This window comes from Kitasatospora sp. NPDC058243 (assembly GCF_042882025.1).
In the GTDB taxonomy this organism is placed as follows: domain Bacteria; phylum Actinomycetota; class Actinomycetes; order Streptomycetales; family Streptomycetaceae; genus Kitasatospora.
On sequence record NZ_JBHVWW010000036.1, the window covers coordinates 1 to 14640 of the forward strand.

Sequence of the window (14640 nt, forward strand, 5' to 3'; positions counted from 1 at the left end):
GGCCTTCCCCGCGGGCCTTCCCCGCGGGGCTTCCCCGTGGGCCTTCACCCCCGCCGCGGGCCCGGCGAGCCGAACCCCTGCGGACCGGCAACGCTGGACACGGCGGCCCGGTCCGGGTTCAATGGCCCGAGATGTTTGAACGACGTTCTAACATCGCCCCCGAAAGCCGACCCCCCTCCCCCGGCGACCGCGAGCGAGGAACCGTGCGACTGACCCCCACCGAGCGGGACCGGCTGCTGATCTTCACAGCAGCCGAACTGGCCCGCGCCCGCCGCGCCCGGGGCGTACGCCTCAACATCCCCGAAGCCACCGCCCTGATCGCGGACACCGTCTGCGAGGCCGCCCGCGACGGCCGGCGCCTGGCCGAGGCCATCGAGGCCGGCCGCAGCGTGCTCACCGCCGACGACGTGCTGCCCGGCGTACCGGACGTCGTCACCGTCATCCAGGTCGAGGCCGTCTTCGACGACGGCACCCGCCTGGCCGTCGTCAACGACCCGTTCCGGGGCGCCGGCTCGCTCGGCGACGAAGCCCCCGGCGGCGCACTGATCGGCGACGGCGCCGGCTACGACCCGGTCGAGGAGACGGTGCTGCTGCCCGTCCACAACACCTCCCAGGTGCCGATCTCGGTCACCTCGCACTTCCACTTCTTCGAGGCCAACCCGCGCCTCGCCTTCGACCGCGCCGCCGCCTACGGCACCCACCTGGCCGTCCCGGCCGGCTCCTCGGTGCGCTTCGACCCGGGCGCCACCGTCGAGGTCGGCCTGGTGCCGATCGGCGGCCAGCGCGTCGCGATCGGCTTCGCCGGCCTGGTCGACGGCCCGCTGGACGCGCCCGGCGCGAAGGAGGCCGCCCTGGCCAAGGCCCGCGCGACCGGCTACCTGACCACCTTCGACGACACGGAGGTGCCGTCATGACGTCCATCACCCCCCACGACTACATCTCGGTGCACGGCCCCCGGGCCGGCGACCGGATCCGGCTCGGCGACTCCGGCCTGATCGTCCGCGTCGAGTCCGACTCGCAGGCCCCCGGCGAGGAGTTCCTCGCCGGCTTCGGCAAGACCGCCCGCGACGGACTGCACCTCAAGGCCGCCGCCGTCCGCGACACCTGCGACGTGGTGATCAGCAACGTCCTGGTGATCGACGCCATCCAGGGCATCCGCAAGACCTCGATCGGCCTGATCGACGGCCGGATCGCCTCGATCGGCCGCGCCGGCAACCCCGACACCCTCGACGGCGTGGACGTCGTCGTCGGCACCGGCACCACCATCGTCTCCGGCGAGGGCATGATCGCCACCGCCGGCTCCATCGACACCCACGTCCACCTGCTCTCGCCGCGGATCATGGAGGCCTCGCTGGCCTCCGGCGTCACCACGATCATCGGCCAGGAGTTCGGCCCGGTCTGGGGCGTCGGCGTCAACTCCCCCTGGGCGCTGCGCCACGCCTTCAACGCCTTCGACGCCTGGCCCGTCAACATCGGCTTCCTGGGGCGCGGTTCGTCCTCCGACGCGGCCCCGCTCGTCGAGGCCCTGGCCGAGGGCGGCGCCTCCGGCTTCAAGGTCCACGAGGACATGGGCGCCCACACCCGCGCCCTGGACACCGCGCTGCGCGTCGCCGAGGAGTACGACGTCCAGGTCGCCCTGCACACCGACGGCCTGAACGAGTGCCTGTCGGTGGAGGACACCCTGAAGGTGCTGGAGGGGCGGACGATCCACGCCTTCCACATCGAGGGCTGCGGCGGCGGACACGTCCCCAACGTGCTGAAGATGGCGGGCGTGCCCAACGTCATCGGCTCCTCCACCAACCCCACCCTGCCGTTCGGCCGCGACGCGCTCGGCGAGCACTTCGGCATGATCGTCTCCGCCCACGACCTCAAGACCGACCTGCCCGGCGACGCCGCCATGGCCCGCGACCGCATCCGCGCCGGCACCATGGGCGCCGAGGACGTCCTGCACGACCTCGGTGTCATCGGCATCACCTCCTCCGACGCCCAGGGCATGGGCCGCGCCGGCGAGACCGTCCGCCGCACCTTCGCCATGGCCGGCAAGATGAAGGCCGAACTCGGCCCCCTCGACGGTGGCTACGGCACCACCGAGGGCGGCGACGACAACGAGCGCGTCCTGCGCTACATCGCCAAGCTCACCATCAACCCCGCCATCGCCCACGGCCTCTCCCACGAGGTCGGCTCCATCGAGGTCGGCAAACTCGCCGACATCGTGCTGTGGCGCCCCGACCACTTCGGCGCCAAGCCGCAGCTGGTCCTGAAGGCCGGCTTCCCCGCCTACGGCGTGGTCGGCGACCCCAACGCCTCCACCGACACCTGCGAACCCCTCGTCCTCGGGCCGCAGTTCGGCGCCCACGGCGCCACCGCCGCCGACATCTCGGTCGCCTTCGTCGCCCAGGCCGCCGCCGACGGCGCCTACCTCGACCGCCCCGCCGACGGCCTGCCCACCCGCCGCCGCCGCGTCGGCGTCCGCAACACCCGCGGCATCGGCCCCCGCGACATGGTCCGCAACGCCCGGGTCGGCCGCGTCGACGTCACCCAGACCGGCCTGGTCTCGCTGGACGGCGAACCGCTGCGCTCCGAACCCGCTGACAGCGTCTCGCTCAGCCGCCTCTACTTCCTCTGACACCTCCGCCGACGCTTCCGTCGACACCTCCGCCGAACGCCTCCCCCTAGGACTCCCGGATGACCACCCCCACGCCCGCCTCCCTCGGCTACCGGATGCCCGCCGAGTGGCACCCGCACGACCGCACCTGGATGGCCTTCCCCACCGCCAACCCCACCTTCGACACCCCCGAGAACCTGCACGCGGGCCGCGAGGCCTGGGCCGCCGTCGCCAACACCATCGTCCGGTACGAGCCGGTCGCCCTGGTCGTCAACACCGGCGAGACCGCGGACGCCCGCCGGTACGTCTCCGAGCAGGTCGAGATCGTCGAGCGCCCGCTCGACGACGCCTGGATGCGCGACATCGGCCCGTCCTTCCTGATCGACGGCAAGGGCTCGCTGGCCGCCGCCGACTGGATCTTCAACGGCTGGGGCGCCCAGTCCTGGGCCCGCTGGGACGACGACCAGCACATCGCCGAGCACATCAGCGAACTGACGGGAGTCCAGCGCTTCGCCTCCCGGCTGATCAACGAGGGCGGCGGCATCCACGTCGACGGCGAGGGCACCGTCCTGGTCACCGAGACCGTCCAGCTCGGCGAGGGCCGCAACGCGGACTGGACCAAGGAGGAGGTCGAGGCCGAGCTGCACGCCTTCCTCGGCACCACCAAGGCGATCTGGCTGCCGCGCGGACTCACCCGCGACTACGACGAGTTCGGCACCCGCGGGCACATCGACATCGTCGCCTCCTTCGTGCGCCCCGGCGTCGTCGTCGCCCACGTCCAGCCGGACCCCGCCCACCCGGACCACGCCGTCTGCCAGGAGCTCGTCGCCATCCTGCGCGCCGCCACCGACGCCCGGGGCCGGGCGCTGGAGGTCATCGAACTGGCCGCCCCCACCGTCCTGCTGGACGAGGACGGCGAACCGGTCGACTACTCCTACATCAACCACTACGTGGCCAACGGCGCCGTGATCCTGTGCGCCTTCGACGACCCGCGCGACCAGGAGGCCGCCGCCGTCCTCGGCCGCGCCTACCCGGGCCGCACCGTCGAGCTCGTCGACGCCCGCGAGATCTTCGCCAACGGCGGCGGCATCCACTGCATCACCCAGCAGCAGCCGAAGTCCGCCTGATCCCAGGCCACTTGGGGCACCTGGACCACCTTGGACACCAGGGCCACCCGGCTGCCGGGGCGGGGGCACCTCCCCCGCCCCGGCAGCCTTCCGACCTCCGCACCACCGAGGGAGCGCACCGCACATGGCCGACCCCCGCCCGCGCCGACCGGCGCGCCCCCGCGAGGAGGTCTTCGCCACCGCCCGGGCCGCGATCGCCGAACACGGGCTCGCCAAACTCACCATGGCCGGGCTCGGCAAACAGCTCCAGATGAGCGCCGGACACCTGCTCTACTACTTCGGCAGCAAGGACCAGCTGCTGCTGGAAACCCTCCGCTGGAGCGAGGACCAGCTCGGCGCCCGGCGCCGTGACGCCCTCGCCGACCGCTCGCGCGACCCCTGGCAGCGGCTCGACGCCTACCTGCGCCTCTACCTGCCCGACGGGGCGGGCGATCCGCGCTGGATCCTGTGGGTCGAGGTGTGGGGGCGCTCCCCCGCCAGCGCCGAGATCCGCCAGGGGCAGCAGGAGATCGAGGCGCCCTGGCAGGCCGACCTGGTCGCCCTCATCGAGGAGGGCACCGCCACCGGCCACTTCACCCCCGGGCCCGCCGCCGACCGGGCCACCCAGATCCGCGCCCTCCTCGACGGCCTGGCCGTCCCCATCGCCATCGGCCTCCCCGCCGCCCACCGCCCCGCCGCCCTCACCCAGGCCACCGCCGTCACCACGATCCTCCTGCGCACCTGACCCCCCGAGGGCTGCGGCGGGGTGGACAGGCCCTACGACTTGTTCAGGTACGTGAGGACGGCGCGGACGCGGCGGTTGGTGTCGTCGTCGTCGGTGATGCCGAGCTTGCCGAACATCGCGGTGGTGTACTTGCCGATGGCGCTCTCGCTCAGGAAGAGCCGACGGCCGATGGCCTGGTTGGAGAGCCCCTCGGCCATCAGCCCCAGCACGGCGTACTCGCGTTCGGTGAGCCGTTCGAGCCCCCGGTTCGGTGGCGTGTTGGACAGCAGTCTCGCGATGACGGCCGGGTCCATGGCCGTCCCTCCGTCCGCGACGCGCTCCAGGGCACCGATGAACTGGTCGGCGTCGAACACGCTCTCCTTGAGGAGGTAGCCGACGCCGCCGGAGCCGTCCGCCAGGAGCTCCCGGGCGTACAGCTGCTCGACGTGCTGGGAGAGGATGAGGACCGGCAGCCCGGGCATCTCGCCGCGGGCGGCGAGGGCCGCCCGCAGCCCCTCGTCCGACTGGGTCGGCGGCATGCGGACGTCGATGACGGACACGTCCGGGCGCCACCTGCGCAACGCGTCGAGCGTCTCGGGCCCGGTGGCGGCCGTGGCCACCACCTGGTGCCCGCAGGCCTCGATCAGGCGGACCATCCCGTCGCGCAGGAGGTAGAGGTCTTCGGCTACAACGATTCGCATGGCACCGTCATCCTGACACGGGTCGGACCGCCCGACGGACTGGTGACCTCCAGGGTGCCGTCGAAGGCCGCGAGCCGGCGGCGCAGGCCCGCCAGCCCGCCGCCGGCCCGGACGTCGGCCCCGCCCCGGCCGTCGTCCTCGACCTCGGCGACCACCGCGGCGGCGACACCGGTGCCGTCCCGCGTGAGGGAGATCCGCACCCCGGACGCCCCGGCGTGCCGGACGGCGTTGGTCAGCAGCTCGGCGACGCCGAAGTAGACGGCGGACTCGATCGGCGGGTCCAGGCGCAACGGGGCGCCGGCGCTGACGGCCACCTCCAGCGGGACGTCCAGGGCGAGCGCGCGGACGGCGTCGACGAGCCCCCGCTCGCTCAGCACCGGCGGGCTGATCCCCCGGATCAGGTCGCGGAGTTCGGCCAGCGAGGCGGCGGCACCGGCCTGCGCGTCCCGCATCAACGCCCTGGCCTGGTCGGGGTCACGCTCCATCAGCTTCCCGGCGGTCGCCAGGGAGAGCCCGAGCGCCACCAGGCGGGCCTGCGCCCCGTCGTGCAGATCCCGTTCGATCCGGCGGATCTCGGCGGCCTGCGCGACCGTCACGTCCGCGCGCTGGGCCTTCAGTTCCTCGACCCGCTCCGCCAACGCCATCGTCGGCGACGGGCGCAGGAAGCGGACCGCCACCGGCACGACGGGCCGCCAGGCGTACGGGGCGGAGGCCACGGCCACGACCGCGCCGAGCGCCCCGGCCAGGCCCGCGGCGGATTCCGGCCCGCCGAACCCGAGGACCGCGCAGGCCGCCACGACCACCCCGGCCGGCGGGAGGCACGCGAGCAGACCGGCGGTGAACGGCGCGATCCCCGCGAACCGCAGGTCGCGCCAGTTCGCCGGGTCCCGCCAGCGGACCCGCCAGCGCTGGTCCATCAGCGCGTCCCGGCGGGTGCGCTCGTAGGAGAAGCCGTTCCACCAGAACCCGGTGGACATCCGCGTCACCGGCCCGGCCTGCCGGTATCCGGCGGGGATCACCGTGGCGGTCCACCGCGCGACGAGGAAGCGGACGATCCGGCAGACGGGGCGGGGCAGGGCGAGCGTGCCCACGCCCACCAGCACGAACGGCGCCGTCCACGACCACGGGTTGCCCGCCCCCCACCAGACCCCCAGCGCCACCGCCGCGGCCCACACGGCCGGCAGCAGCAGGCAGACGGCCGCCACGACGCACGCCCGCACGAACCCCACCCCGGCGCGCGCCACCCACGAACCCAGCCGTCCCACGTCTCTCCCCTTCCGTACGGTGCTCCCACTGTGCACCGCGCCGAGCCCGCCACCGCCCCGATCGGCCGGGGAGTGGGGCTGGCCCCACCCACGTGTGGGCCCAGACCGATACCGCCCCGGCCGGGCGGTTCATAGCGTCGGTGGACATGGACACCAACACGCACCGCACGGACACGCACCACACGGACACGCACCGCACGAACGCCCACCGCACGGACACGCCCGGCAGCGACATGCCCGGCACGCCCGAGGCGGCGCTGCTCCACGACCCCCGTACCCGACGGGCCTTCGGCACGGTGACGGCCTGCGTCAAGGTCTACGGCGCGCTCGGCGCCGTCGCGTTCCTGGCGGTCGTCGCGGTGGCGGGCAGCGGCCACCCGGTGAACACGTTCATGTGGGTCCGGGCGGTGCTGCTGCCGGTGGTCGCCGTACTGCTCCACCGGCTGGCGGTCGCCGCCTCCCGAGGGTCCCGCCGGGCCTTCGAACGACTGGGCGCCCTCACCGTCACCATGCCGATCGCCATCATCGGCGTCGACCTGATCCCGGGCGTCTGCCCGCCCTGGTACGCCGCCGTGCAGGTCGTCTGCATGCTGCCCGTCCTCCGGGCCGCGGTCACCGTCCGCGGCTCCGCGCTGCGCGCCGCCTTTCCCAAGGCACGCTGACCGGGCGTCGGGCGCCTGGTGCGCGGTCGACGTCCGGTCGGCGTTCGGTCGTCAGTCGGTCGTCAGTCGGTCGTCAGTCGGTCCAGACGGCGGCCGCCGTACGGTCGTCGGCGTAGCCCTTGGCGCGGACCTGGACCTGGCGGAGGAAGTCGACGGTGCCGGGCGGATGCGGGTGGGCCCAGTGGGTGGACAGGAAGTGGGCGACGGCCGGCTCGTCGGCGATCGGGCGGGCCAGACCGGGGGTGCAGAGCAGCAGCACGTCGCCCGGGGTGGCGGGGACCAGCCGGAAGCGGAACGGCCTCGGCTCCTCCGGCGGCTGCCGGCCGTCCGGGTGGTGCAGCAGGCGGGCCGCGTAGGCGTCGATCCAGTGGCCGGAGCGCAGCAGGTAGAGCCCGCCCGGGCCGACCCCGAAGGCCGCCCGGTGGCCGGCCGCCGGGTCGAGCGACAACAGCAGGCAGTGCAGCGAGGCCGGGGACGGCGTGCCGTCCTCCTCGTTTCCGGGCGCGAGCGCGCGCAGCGGGGCGACGGCGCCGGTGGCGAGCCGCTGGAGGCCGTAGCGCAGCCGGTCCCGGGCGCCGTCGCGCAGGTCTGCGGCCAGGCCCTCGCGACTGCGGCCGACCGCGGCGGCCAGATGGCGGCAGGCCTCACGGGTGCTGGTGGCGACGGCCTCCGGGGGAAGCGCCTCGTCCGCGGCGGTGCCGGTCCGGTCGATGCCGGCGAGCACGGCGAGCAGCAGCCCGTCCGGGCCGTCCCCGAACCTGGTGACCAGCAGCGCGTCGCGCCGCGACTCGCCCCGGAAGCGGGCGGAGTCGCCGCGGACGGAGACGGCGCGCAGGACGGACGACCCGTACTGGGCGCCCTCCAGGACGGTGTCCGGCACCAGCGCCCCGAGGACACCCGGATCCGCCTCCGGGACGGCGGTCGGCTCCGGCCCGTAGGTCGGCGGGCGCTCGCCGATGTGCGGCACGGTGGGGGCGCCGTCGGCGAGCGGCGAGCGGACGGCCGGGCGCGGGTCGGGGACGGTGGCGGTGGCGGTGGCGGTGGCGAGGGTGTCGGGTTCCTCGGTGGCCTCGGCTTCGGGCTCGGGCTCGGGCTCGGGCTCGGCTTCGGGCTCGGGTTCCTCGGCGGCGGCCTCGGGTTCGGGTTGCGGCTCGGGTTGCGGCTCGGGCTCGGGGGTGGGCTTGTCCAGGGAGACCGGTGTGGGGGCGGTGTCGGCTTCGGTTTCCTGGGCGTCAGGGGCGAACACCCGCTCCTCGTCCGTCCGCTGGGGTCCGATGACGCCGATCGCGGTGTCGAACCAGTCGTCGATGCTGTCCCGTTCCAGCACCTCGTCCGCTACCGGCACCGCCGCCGCCGACTCCGACTCCGGCTCCGACTCCAGAACCGGCTCCGCGTCCAGAACGGGCTCCGCGTCCAGGACGGGCTCCGGTTCGGCCGTGCGCTGCTGGCCGATGAGGCCGACCGCCGTATCGAACCAGTCGTCGACGCTGCCGTCGCCGGGGTCCGCGTGCGGGGTGTCGGGGAGGGTGCCCGCCGGGCCGTCGTAGACCGTTTCCCACCAACCGTCGTCCGGCCGGTGCGGCTGTGCGGGGGCACCCTGCTTGCTCATCTGGCGGCTCCTGGTCGGTCCGTGGTCGCGCCGCCCCCGGCGGGGCCGGACTCGACGTCATTGTCTCCAAGTGCAACGACGCTGTCCGGGTTTCGGCGACAACCGGTCAGCGCCGGGCCGTTCCCGGCCACCGCGTCGACCTCGGGTTTCACCGGGGAGTCCGGCGCCGCGTCCGCCCCTGCGTACACCCCCGGGTTCACCTCTGCGTTCGGTCCCGTTCCGTCCGTGCTTGCCGGATGTGCCCGGAGCAGGGCGTTTCCGGGGTGTTCGGGTCCGGGAGCGGCCGAAAATGGGGGTGGAGGAGGGGCATCGCTTCACTCGTTCGGCTGATTAAATGTGCGCATGACCGCGTCGGCCCCCAGCTCACCTCGACCGGGGAGGGCCGCTCCGGCGGGCCGCCCGGTGGGTGTGCTGTGGGTTCTGCTGCTGGTCGCGCTGCTCACGACGCTGCCGTGCGCCGGTCAGTCGAAGGCGGTCGGCGCGCACGCCGCTCCGATGCCGACCACCGTCACCGCCGCCGTCACCGTCACCGCCGTCACGGCGGTCTCCAGTCACGCCCCGCACGCCGGCCCCGCCGCCAAGGCCTCCGACCAGCGCCAGCGCGCCGGCGAGCAGCGGCACTGGACGTGGTGCACCGCCGACGGCGGGCAGCCCCGCCGTGACAACGGCTGCTCCAGCCACCCGTACTGCGCGCAGGACGCCCAGCTGCCGAACCCGCCGCCGCATCCGCAGCCGGCCGCGTCACCGCTCGCGCCGGCAGCCGAGGCGCTGCCCAGAGTGGTGCCCGCCGGGCTGCTGGACGGTCCGCATCCGGCGCCCGATCTGCACGAGCTGCAAGTACACCGGTCCTGAGCGGAACCCACCGCCCGGCATCCGCCGGCGGATCCGCCCCTCCCCTTCTTTCAGCTGACCGCCGCGCCACCAGCAGTGCGCGGCGGGGACAAGGACAACCACCATGGGTTCCGCCTCGAAGCAGTCCGGCAAGCAGTCCGGCAAGCCCGGCCCGACCGACCGCCGCGCCCGGATAGCCGAGCTGCGCGCCGGCGAGCAGCGCCGCGACCGCCGCAACAAGGTCATCGCCTCGGTCGCGGCCGGTGTGCTGGTGATCGGCGCGATCGCCACCGGCACCTGGATCGTCATGGACGCCAACCAGAGCAAGAAGAAGGAGCAGGCCGCCGCCAACGCGGACATCCCGGGCGTGCAGACCTTCGGCGAGCTGAGCCGCACCCACGTCAAGGACAAGGTCAGCTACCCGATGACCCCGCCGGTCGGCGGCGACCACAACGCGATCTGGCTGGACTGCATGGGCCACGTCTACGACCAGCCGGTCGAGAACGAGCGCGCCGTCCACTCGCTGGAGCACGGCGCGGTCTGGGTGACGTACAACGGCAAGGCGACGCCGGACGACATCAAGACCCTGTCCGACAAGGTCAAGACCACCCCGTACTCGCTGATGAGCCCGTACCCGGACGAGAAGGGCGCCATCACCCTGAACGCCTGGAGCACCCAGCTGATCGTGGACAGCGCGAGCGACCCCCGGGTGAACCAGTTCTTCACCAAGTACGTCCAGGGCAAGCAGACCCAGGAGCCGGGCGCCTCCTGCACCATGGGGCAGATGTGACCGCCGACGCGGCGCTGCCCGAGGACGGCTCCGAGCACGCCGCCGAGGAGTTCGCGGACGAGGCCGGGGCGCCGCGCCCGGCCCGTCGGCGGCTGTGGTGGCCGGCCGCGCTGGCCGCCGCCCTCGCGCTGGCCCTCGGGGTGCCCGCCCTGGTGGCGAGCGGGACGTCGGCGTCCGGGTCGGCCTCGGTGGCCGTCCCGGCGGACGACTCGCCCGAGGCCGGGTTCGCCCGCGACATGGCGACCCACCACCAGCAGGCGGTGGACCTGTCGTTCATCGTCCGGGACCGCACCGGCGACGACCCGACCCGCACCCTCGCCTTCGACATCATCAACACCCAGGCCAACCAGCGCGGGATGATGATGGGCTGGATCGACCAGTGGGGGCTGCCGCAGCACTCGGCGGCCAAGCCGATGACGTGGATGAGGATGGGCCACGACTACCAGGCCCACGACGGTTCGCTGATGCCCGGCATGGCCACCAACACCCAGCTGGCGAAGCTGCGTTCGCTCAGCGGGCGGGACGCCGAGGTGTACTACCTGCAGCTGATGATCCAGCACCACAAGGGCGGCGTCGAAATGGCCCAGGGCTATGTGGACCTGGCGAAGAACGACGCCGAGAAGCGGCTCGCCCAGTCGATGGTGGTCGCGCAGACCTCGGAGGTGCAGCTGATGACCGACATGCTCACGGAGCGCGGCGCCGCCCCCGGCGTGCCCGAGTCCTGACCCACCCCACTGCGCGTGTCCTCGGACGGCCGGGGCGCGGTCGACGGTCCCGTACCGTGCGTACCGTGCCCCGGCCGTCCCGCGTCCGCGACAAGCCCCTGGAGTTCCCGATGCCCCCCGCCGCACCCTGGCTGATCGCCGGACTGGGCAACCCCGGCCCGTGGTTCCGGCTGACCCGGCACAACGCCGGCTTCCTGACCGTGGAACGGCTGGCCGAACGGTACGGCGCGCGGTTCCGGCGGCGCGGGATCGGCGCCCTGGTGGCGGAGATCGAGGTCGACGGCCACCGGGTGGTGCTGGCCAAGCCGCAGTGGTTCATCAACCTGTCCGGCCGACCGGTGTCCGGCCTGCTGCGGCGTTACGGCGTCCCGGTCGAGCACCTGGTGGTCGTGCAGGACGACCTGGACTTCGCGTTCGGCACCGGGCGGCTCAAGCGCGGCGGCGGCCCCGGCGGCCACAACGGCGTGCGCTCGGTGGGCGAGGTGCTCGGCACCCCCGACTTCGTGCGGCTGCGCTTCGGCATCGGGCGCCCACCGAAGGGGCAGAGCGCCGGCGACTTCGTGCTGAAGAAGTTCTCGGACCACGAACAGGCCGCCCTGCCAGGGGTGTTGGACCGGTGCGCGGACGCGCTGGACACGCTGGTGCGGCGCGGCCTCAACCGGGCCCAGGACGCACTGAACGTCCGCTCGGAGGCTTAGGGGCTCTCAGGCTCAGGGGTCGGAGGCTCAGAGGAAGAGGTCCCGGCTCAGGCCTGGCGGACCGGCCGGGTCAGGGCCACGGCTGCCACCGCGACCGCCGCGAGAGCGAGCAGCACCGTCCGGCCGCCGGCCGCCGGGCCCGCCAGATGGACCCCGAGGACGGGCAGCGCGGTGCCGAGCGCCGTCCCGAGGCTGCGGGCCATGTTCACCATGCCGCCGCCGACCGCCGAGCACTGCGCCGGGATCGCCCGCATCACCAGCGCGTTGTTGGCGGGCAGCAGCAGTCCCAGCCCGTAGCCGGCGAGCAGCAGCGGCACCGCCACGGCCGCCCCGGAGACCGGCAGCAGCGCGAACAGCAGCAGCCCCGCGCCCGCGAGCACCGCGCCCGCGCGGCAGCGGGCGACGTCCGACCAGCCGCGCGGCAGCAGCGCGCCGCCGACGGTCGCGGCGAGCGCGAACGCGGCGGGCAGCAGGGTGATCACCAGGCCGGCCCGGGCCACCGGCACGCCCGCGCCGGTCAGCAGCACCGGGCCGAGCACGAGCGGGCAGAACAGCAGCAGGTAGCCGATCAGCGAAACCACCAGCCCGGACCGCACCCCGGGGGTGTTGACCAGGCCGGGCGCCAAGATCGGCCGGGCGGCCCGCCGTTCCTGACGGACCAGCGCGAGCGCGAGGACGGCGGCGGCGAGCAGCAGTGCGGCGGCGGCCCAGCCGGGCAGCGGCAGTCCGGAGGCGGTGGACAGGGCGAGCAGCAGCGCGGTGGTGGAGCCGGTGAGCAGCAGCAGGCCGGCCAGGTCGAAGCGGCCGCCGGACGCGGTGGCGGGCGGGCTCCCCACGCCCGGCGCGAGCGGGCCGTCCTCGGTGCGGGGAGCGGGCAGGCGCGCGGCGGCTCCTGCGGGCGGGCCCCCGGTGCCGGCGGCGAGCTGCTTCCCGGTGCCGACGGCGGGCGGGGGCCCGGTGCGGGTGCGGGGCAGCAGGAACCAGCCGGCCAGGATGCCCAGCACCCCGATCGGCACGTTGATCCAGAACACCCACCGCCAGGAGGCGTGCTCCACCAGCAGCCCGCCGAGGCTGGGCCCCAGCGCCAGACCGAGCCCCTGGGCCGCCGCCTGGATGCCGAGCGCGCGCCGCATCGCGTGCTCCGGGACGCCGCGCGCCACCAGGGCGACGCTGTTGGCCTGCATCATCGCGCCGCCGACGGCCTGGACGGCCCGGCAGGCGACCAGCACGCCGAGGCTGCCGGCGTATCCGGCGCCGAGTGAGGCCAGGGCGAAGACGGCGAAGCCGCCGAGGTACATGGTCTTGCGGCCGATGAGGTCGGAGAGCCAGCCGACCGGGGCGAGCAGGGCGACCAGTACCAGGAGGTAGGCGAGGGCGACCCATTCGACGGCCGCGAAGCCGGCGTCGAAGTGCCGGCCGAGGGCCGGGAAGACGAGGGCGGTGACGCTGGCGGTGAGCTGGCCGAGGAAGGCTCCGAGGCAGACGGTGCCGACGGCCAGCCAGTGGGCGTGACGCCAGCCGGCTATGCCGCGGGGCCGGGGCCGCTCGGTGAGCAGCCGCGCGGCAAGGGCGGTGGCGTTCATGCCACAAATATATCGGATGCAGATATGTTCTTTCTACGAGTTGCTCGCCTTCCGACGGGATCCCGGAGAGTCCCACGGAGCTCCCAGGGGGATCCGCAGAGTTCCACCGACTCCGCAGAGCTCCGGGAGGCCCCCGCTCGACGGTGGACAACCCGCCGGACCGGCCCGTACCAGGCGATACGCTGTCCGCCATGCCGTCGTCACCACACGTCCCCGACCCCGCCACCGAAACCCCCGAAACGGCGGTCGACCACGCCCGGCGGCTCACCGACACCGTCACCCGCCTGCGCCGCGCCCTGCGCAGCAGCATCCGCACCGACTACCCGTGGGAGTCCCTGCCCATGGCGCAGGTCGAACTCCTCCAGACCCTCGCCGCCGCACCCCTGCGGGTCGGCGAACTCGCCGCCCGGCAGCGGCTCGCCCCCAACACCGTCAGCGGACTGATCGGCAAGCTCCTCGACGCCGGATTCGTCGACCGCCAGGCCGACCCCGGCGACCGCCGCACCGCCCGCATCGCCCTCACCCCGGCCGGCCGGCGCCAGCTCGACGACTGGCAGCGCGCCCACGAGCGCCGCATCGCCACCGCCCTCGACACCCTCGACCCCACCGACCGCGACGCCGTCGTCCACGCCCTGCCCGCCCTCGAACAGCTCGCCCGCGCCCTCGCCGAGGCCGGCCAGGGCCCCGACCAGGCCTGAACCCCGGCCGGGCCAGGCCCTTGACCGGGCCCAACCCGGGGCCGAACCCCGGTCAGCACCCCCGGACGCCTGCAAAACCGCTGGTCACCGACCCGTACGGACCGCTACCGTCCCCGGCATGAACACAGCACAGGTACTGATCGAGCCCTGGACGGACGCCGACCTCGCACTGCTGCGCCGGGTCAACACCCCGGAGATGAAGAAGCACGTCGGCGGCCCGGAGACCGAGGAGCAACTCCTCGTCCGGCACCGGCGCTACCTCGACTTCGTCCCGTCCGGCCTGGGCTGCATGTACCGGATCGTGCTGCTCCCCGAGGGCGAGGCCGTCGGAACCGTCGGCTACGGCACCCGCACCTGGGAGGGCGAGACCGTCCACGAGATGGGGTGGAACGTCCTGCCCGGCCACCAGGGGCGGGGCATCGCCGTCGCCGCCACCCGCGCCGCCGTCGCGGCCGCCCGCCGCGAGGCCGCCCACCGCCACCTGCACGCCTTCCCCTCGGTGGACAACCCGGCCTCCAACGCGGTCTGCGCGAAGGCCGGGTTCAGCCTCGTCGGCGAGACGGACTTCGAGTTCCCGCCCGGGCGGTTCATGCGCAGCCGCAACTGGCGGGTGGACCTGCGGGCGTCGGCGGGCTGAGCCGCG

15 protein-coding genes are annotated in these 14640 nt (G+C 74.3%); 11 read left to right on the forward strand and 4 right to left on the reverse strand.

Going from position 1 to position 14640, the window contains the following annotated elements; translation table 11 throughout:
* The first annotated feature begins 203 nt into the window (after positions 1 to 203).
* The 4 genes from ACFVX9_RS22965 (at position 204) to ACFVX9_RS22980 (ending at position 4456) form a co-directional block, all read left to right on the forward strand.
* Positions 204 to 914, forward strand: a complete 711-nt coding sequence (locus ACFVX9_RS22965; RefSeq protein ID WP_380379261.1) for an urease subunit gamma — start codon at positions 204 to 206, stop codon at positions 912 to 914.
* Positions 911 to 2626 carry an urease subunit alpha gene (locus ACFVX9_RS22970; protein WP_387983207.1) on the forward strand — a complete coding sequence of 572 codons (1716 nt, stop codon included), beginning with the start codon at positions 911 to 913 and terminating at the stop codon, positions 2624 to 2626. The genes ACFVX9_RS22965 and ACFVX9_RS22970 overlap by 4 nt, the downstream gene beginning before the upstream one ends.
* Before the next feature lie 59 nt (positions 2627 to 2685).
* Positions 2686 to 3732 (forward strand): agmatine/peptidylarginine deiminase, encoded by a 1047-nt coding sequence (locus ACFVX9_RS22975; RefSeq protein WP_387983208.1) that lies wholly within the window; start codon positions 2686 to 2688, stop codon positions 3730 to 3732.
* Positions 3733 to 3856: 124 nt separating this feature from the next.
* Positions 3857 to 4456, forward strand: a complete 600-nt coding sequence (locus ACFVX9_RS22980; protein WP_387983210.1) for a TetR/AcrR family transcriptional regulator — start codon at positions 3857 to 3859, stop codon at positions 4454 to 4456.
* A 32-nt stretch (positions 4457 to 4488) separates the two neighbouring features.
* Here ACFVX9_RS22980 and ACFVX9_RS22985 read toward each other — a convergent pair whose 3' ends face one another.
* Together ACFVX9_RS22985 and ACFVX9_RS22990 are read right to left on the reverse strand one after the other, a co-directional pair.
* Positions 4489 to 5136, reverse strand: a complete 648-nt coding sequence (locus ACFVX9_RS22985) for a response regulator transcription factor (protein WP_063347082.1) — start codon at positions 5134 to 5136, stop codon at positions 4489 to 4491.
* Entirely contained in the window at positions 5121 to 6401 is a 1281-nt protein-coding gene (locus tag ACFVX9_RS22990; RefSeq protein ID WP_387983211.1) for a sensor histidine kinase, read from the reverse strand. Before ACFVX9_RS22990 ends, ACFVX9_RS22985 begins: the two co-directional genes overlap by 16 nt.
* Before the next feature lie 146 nt (positions 6402 to 6547).
* Here ACFVX9_RS22990 and ACFVX9_RS22995 point away from each other — a divergent pair, with 146 nt between their 5' ends.
* A complete protein-coding gene (locus ACFVX9_RS22995) occupies positions 6548 to 7063 on the forward strand; it encodes a hypothetical protein (protein ID WP_387983212.1) in 516 nt (171 codons plus the stop codon).
* Between the two features lie 73 nt (positions 7064 to 7136).
* Here the strand turns inward: ACFVX9_RS22995 and ACFVX9_RS23000 are convergent, their stop codons facing one another.
* On the reverse strand, positions 7137 to 8672 hold the full coding sequence (locus tag ACFVX9_RS23000; protein WP_387983214.1) for a hypothetical protein: 1536 nt from the start codon (positions 8670 to 8672) through the stop codon (positions 7137 to 7139).
* Between the two features lie 342 nt (positions 8673 to 9014).
* On the opposite strand from ACFVX9_RS23000, the gene ACFVX9_RS23005 reads away from it, so the two are divergent.
* From ACFVX9_RS23005 to pth, 4 genes are all read left to right on the forward strand, one after another.
* The gene (locus ACFVX9_RS23005) at positions 9015 to 9524 is read left to right on the forward strand and encodes a hypothetical protein (RefSeq protein WP_380372408.1); all 510 of its coding nucleotides are present in this window, start codon (positions 9015 to 9017) and stop codon (positions 9522 to 9524) included.
* Between the two features lie 103 nt (positions 9525 to 9627).
* Positions 9628 to 10293: a DUF3105 domain-containing protein gene (locus tag ACFVX9_RS23010; RefSeq protein WP_063347086.1), complete on the forward strand. Its 666-nt coding sequence runs from the start codon at positions 9628 to 9630 to the stop codon at positions 10291 to 10293.
* Entirely contained in the window at positions 10290 to 11018 is a 729-nt protein-coding gene (locus ACFVX9_RS23015; protein WP_380372410.1) for a DUF305 domain-containing protein, read from the forward strand. The genes ACFVX9_RS23010 and ACFVX9_RS23015 overlap by 4 nt, the downstream gene beginning before the upstream one ends.
* A 110-nt stretch (positions 11019 to 11128) precedes the next feature.
* Positions 11129 to 11716, forward strand: a complete 588-nt coding sequence (pth, locus tag ACFVX9_RS23020) for an aminoacyl-tRNA hydrolase (RefSeq protein WP_380346131.1) — start codon at positions 11129 to 11131, stop codon at positions 11714 to 11716.
* Positions 11717 to 11763: 47 nt separating this feature from the next.
* Here pth and ACFVX9_RS23025 read toward each other — a convergent pair whose 3' ends face one another.
* On the reverse strand, positions 11764 to 13299 hold the full coding sequence (locus ACFVX9_RS23025) for an MFS transporter (protein WP_387983216.1): 1536 nt from the start codon (positions 13297 to 13299) through the stop codon (positions 11764 to 11766).
* Between the two features lie 191 nt (positions 13300 to 13490).
* On the opposite strand from ACFVX9_RS23025, the gene ACFVX9_RS23030 reads away from it, so the two are divergent.
* On the forward strand, positions 13491 to 13997 hold the full coding sequence (locus tag ACFVX9_RS23030; RefSeq protein ID WP_063347089.1) for a MarR family transcriptional regulator: 507 nt from the start codon (positions 13491 to 13493) through the stop codon (positions 13995 to 13997).
* A gap of 118 nt (positions 13998 to 14115) precedes the next feature.
* Positions 14116 to 14634, forward strand: a complete 519-nt coding sequence (locus ACFVX9_RS23035) for a GNAT family N-acetyltransferase (protein ID WP_387983219.1) — start codon at positions 14116 to 14118, stop codon at positions 14632 to 14634.
* The last annotated feature ends 6 nt before the right edge of the window (positions 14635 to 14640 follow it).

Bases quoted from the DNA above. Each gene is read 5' to 3' on its own strand.
- ACFVX9_RS22975 (WP_387983208.1), top strand. From the start codon at position 2,686: ATGACCACCCCCACGCCCGCCTCCCTCGGCTACCGGATGCCCGCCGAG.
- ACFVX9_RS23030 (WP_063347089.1), top strand. From the start codon at position 13,491: ATGCCGTCGTCACCACACGTCCCCGACCCCGCCACCGAAACCCCCGAA.
- ACFVX9_RS23005 (WP_380372408.1), top strand. From the start codon at position 9,015: ATGACCGCGTCGGCCCCCAGCTCACCTCGACCGGGGAGGGCCGCTCCG.
- ACFVX9_RS22985 (WP_063347082.1), bottom strand. From the start codon at position 5,136: ATGCGAATCGTTGTAGCCGAAGACCTCTACCTCCTGCGCGACGGGATG.
- pth (WP_380346131.1), top strand. From the start codon at position 11,129: ATGCCCCCCGCCGCACCCTGGCTGATCGCCGGACTGGGCAACCCCGGC.
- ACFVX9_RS23010 (WP_063347086.1), top strand. From the start codon at position 9,628: ATGGGTTCCGCCTCGAAGCAGTCCGGCAAGCAGTCCGGCAAGCCCGGC.
- ACFVX9_RS23000 (WP_387983214.1), bottom strand. From the start codon at position 8,672: ATGAGCAAGCAGGGTGCCCCCGCACAGCCGCACCGGCCGGACGACGGT.
- ACFVX9_RS22970 (WP_387983207.1), top strand. From the start codon at position 911: ATGACGTCCATCACCCCCCACGACTACATCTCGGTGCACGGCCCCCGG.
- ACFVX9_RS23025 (WP_387983216.1), bottom strand. From the start codon at position 13,299: ATGAACGCCACCGCCCTTGCCGCGCGGCTGCTCACCGAGCGGCCCCGG.
- ACFVX9_RS22980 (WP_387983210.1), top strand. From the start codon at position 3,857: ATGGCCGACCCCCGCCCGCGCCGACCGGCGCGCCCCCGCGAGGAGGTC.
- ACFVX9_RS23035 (WP_387983219.1), top strand. From the start codon at position 14,116: ATGAACACAGCACAGGTACTGATCGAGCCCTGGACGGACGCCGACCTC.
- ACFVX9_RS22995 (WP_387983212.1), top strand. From the start codon at position 6,548: ATGGACACCAACACGCACCGCACGGACACGCACCACACGGACACGCAC.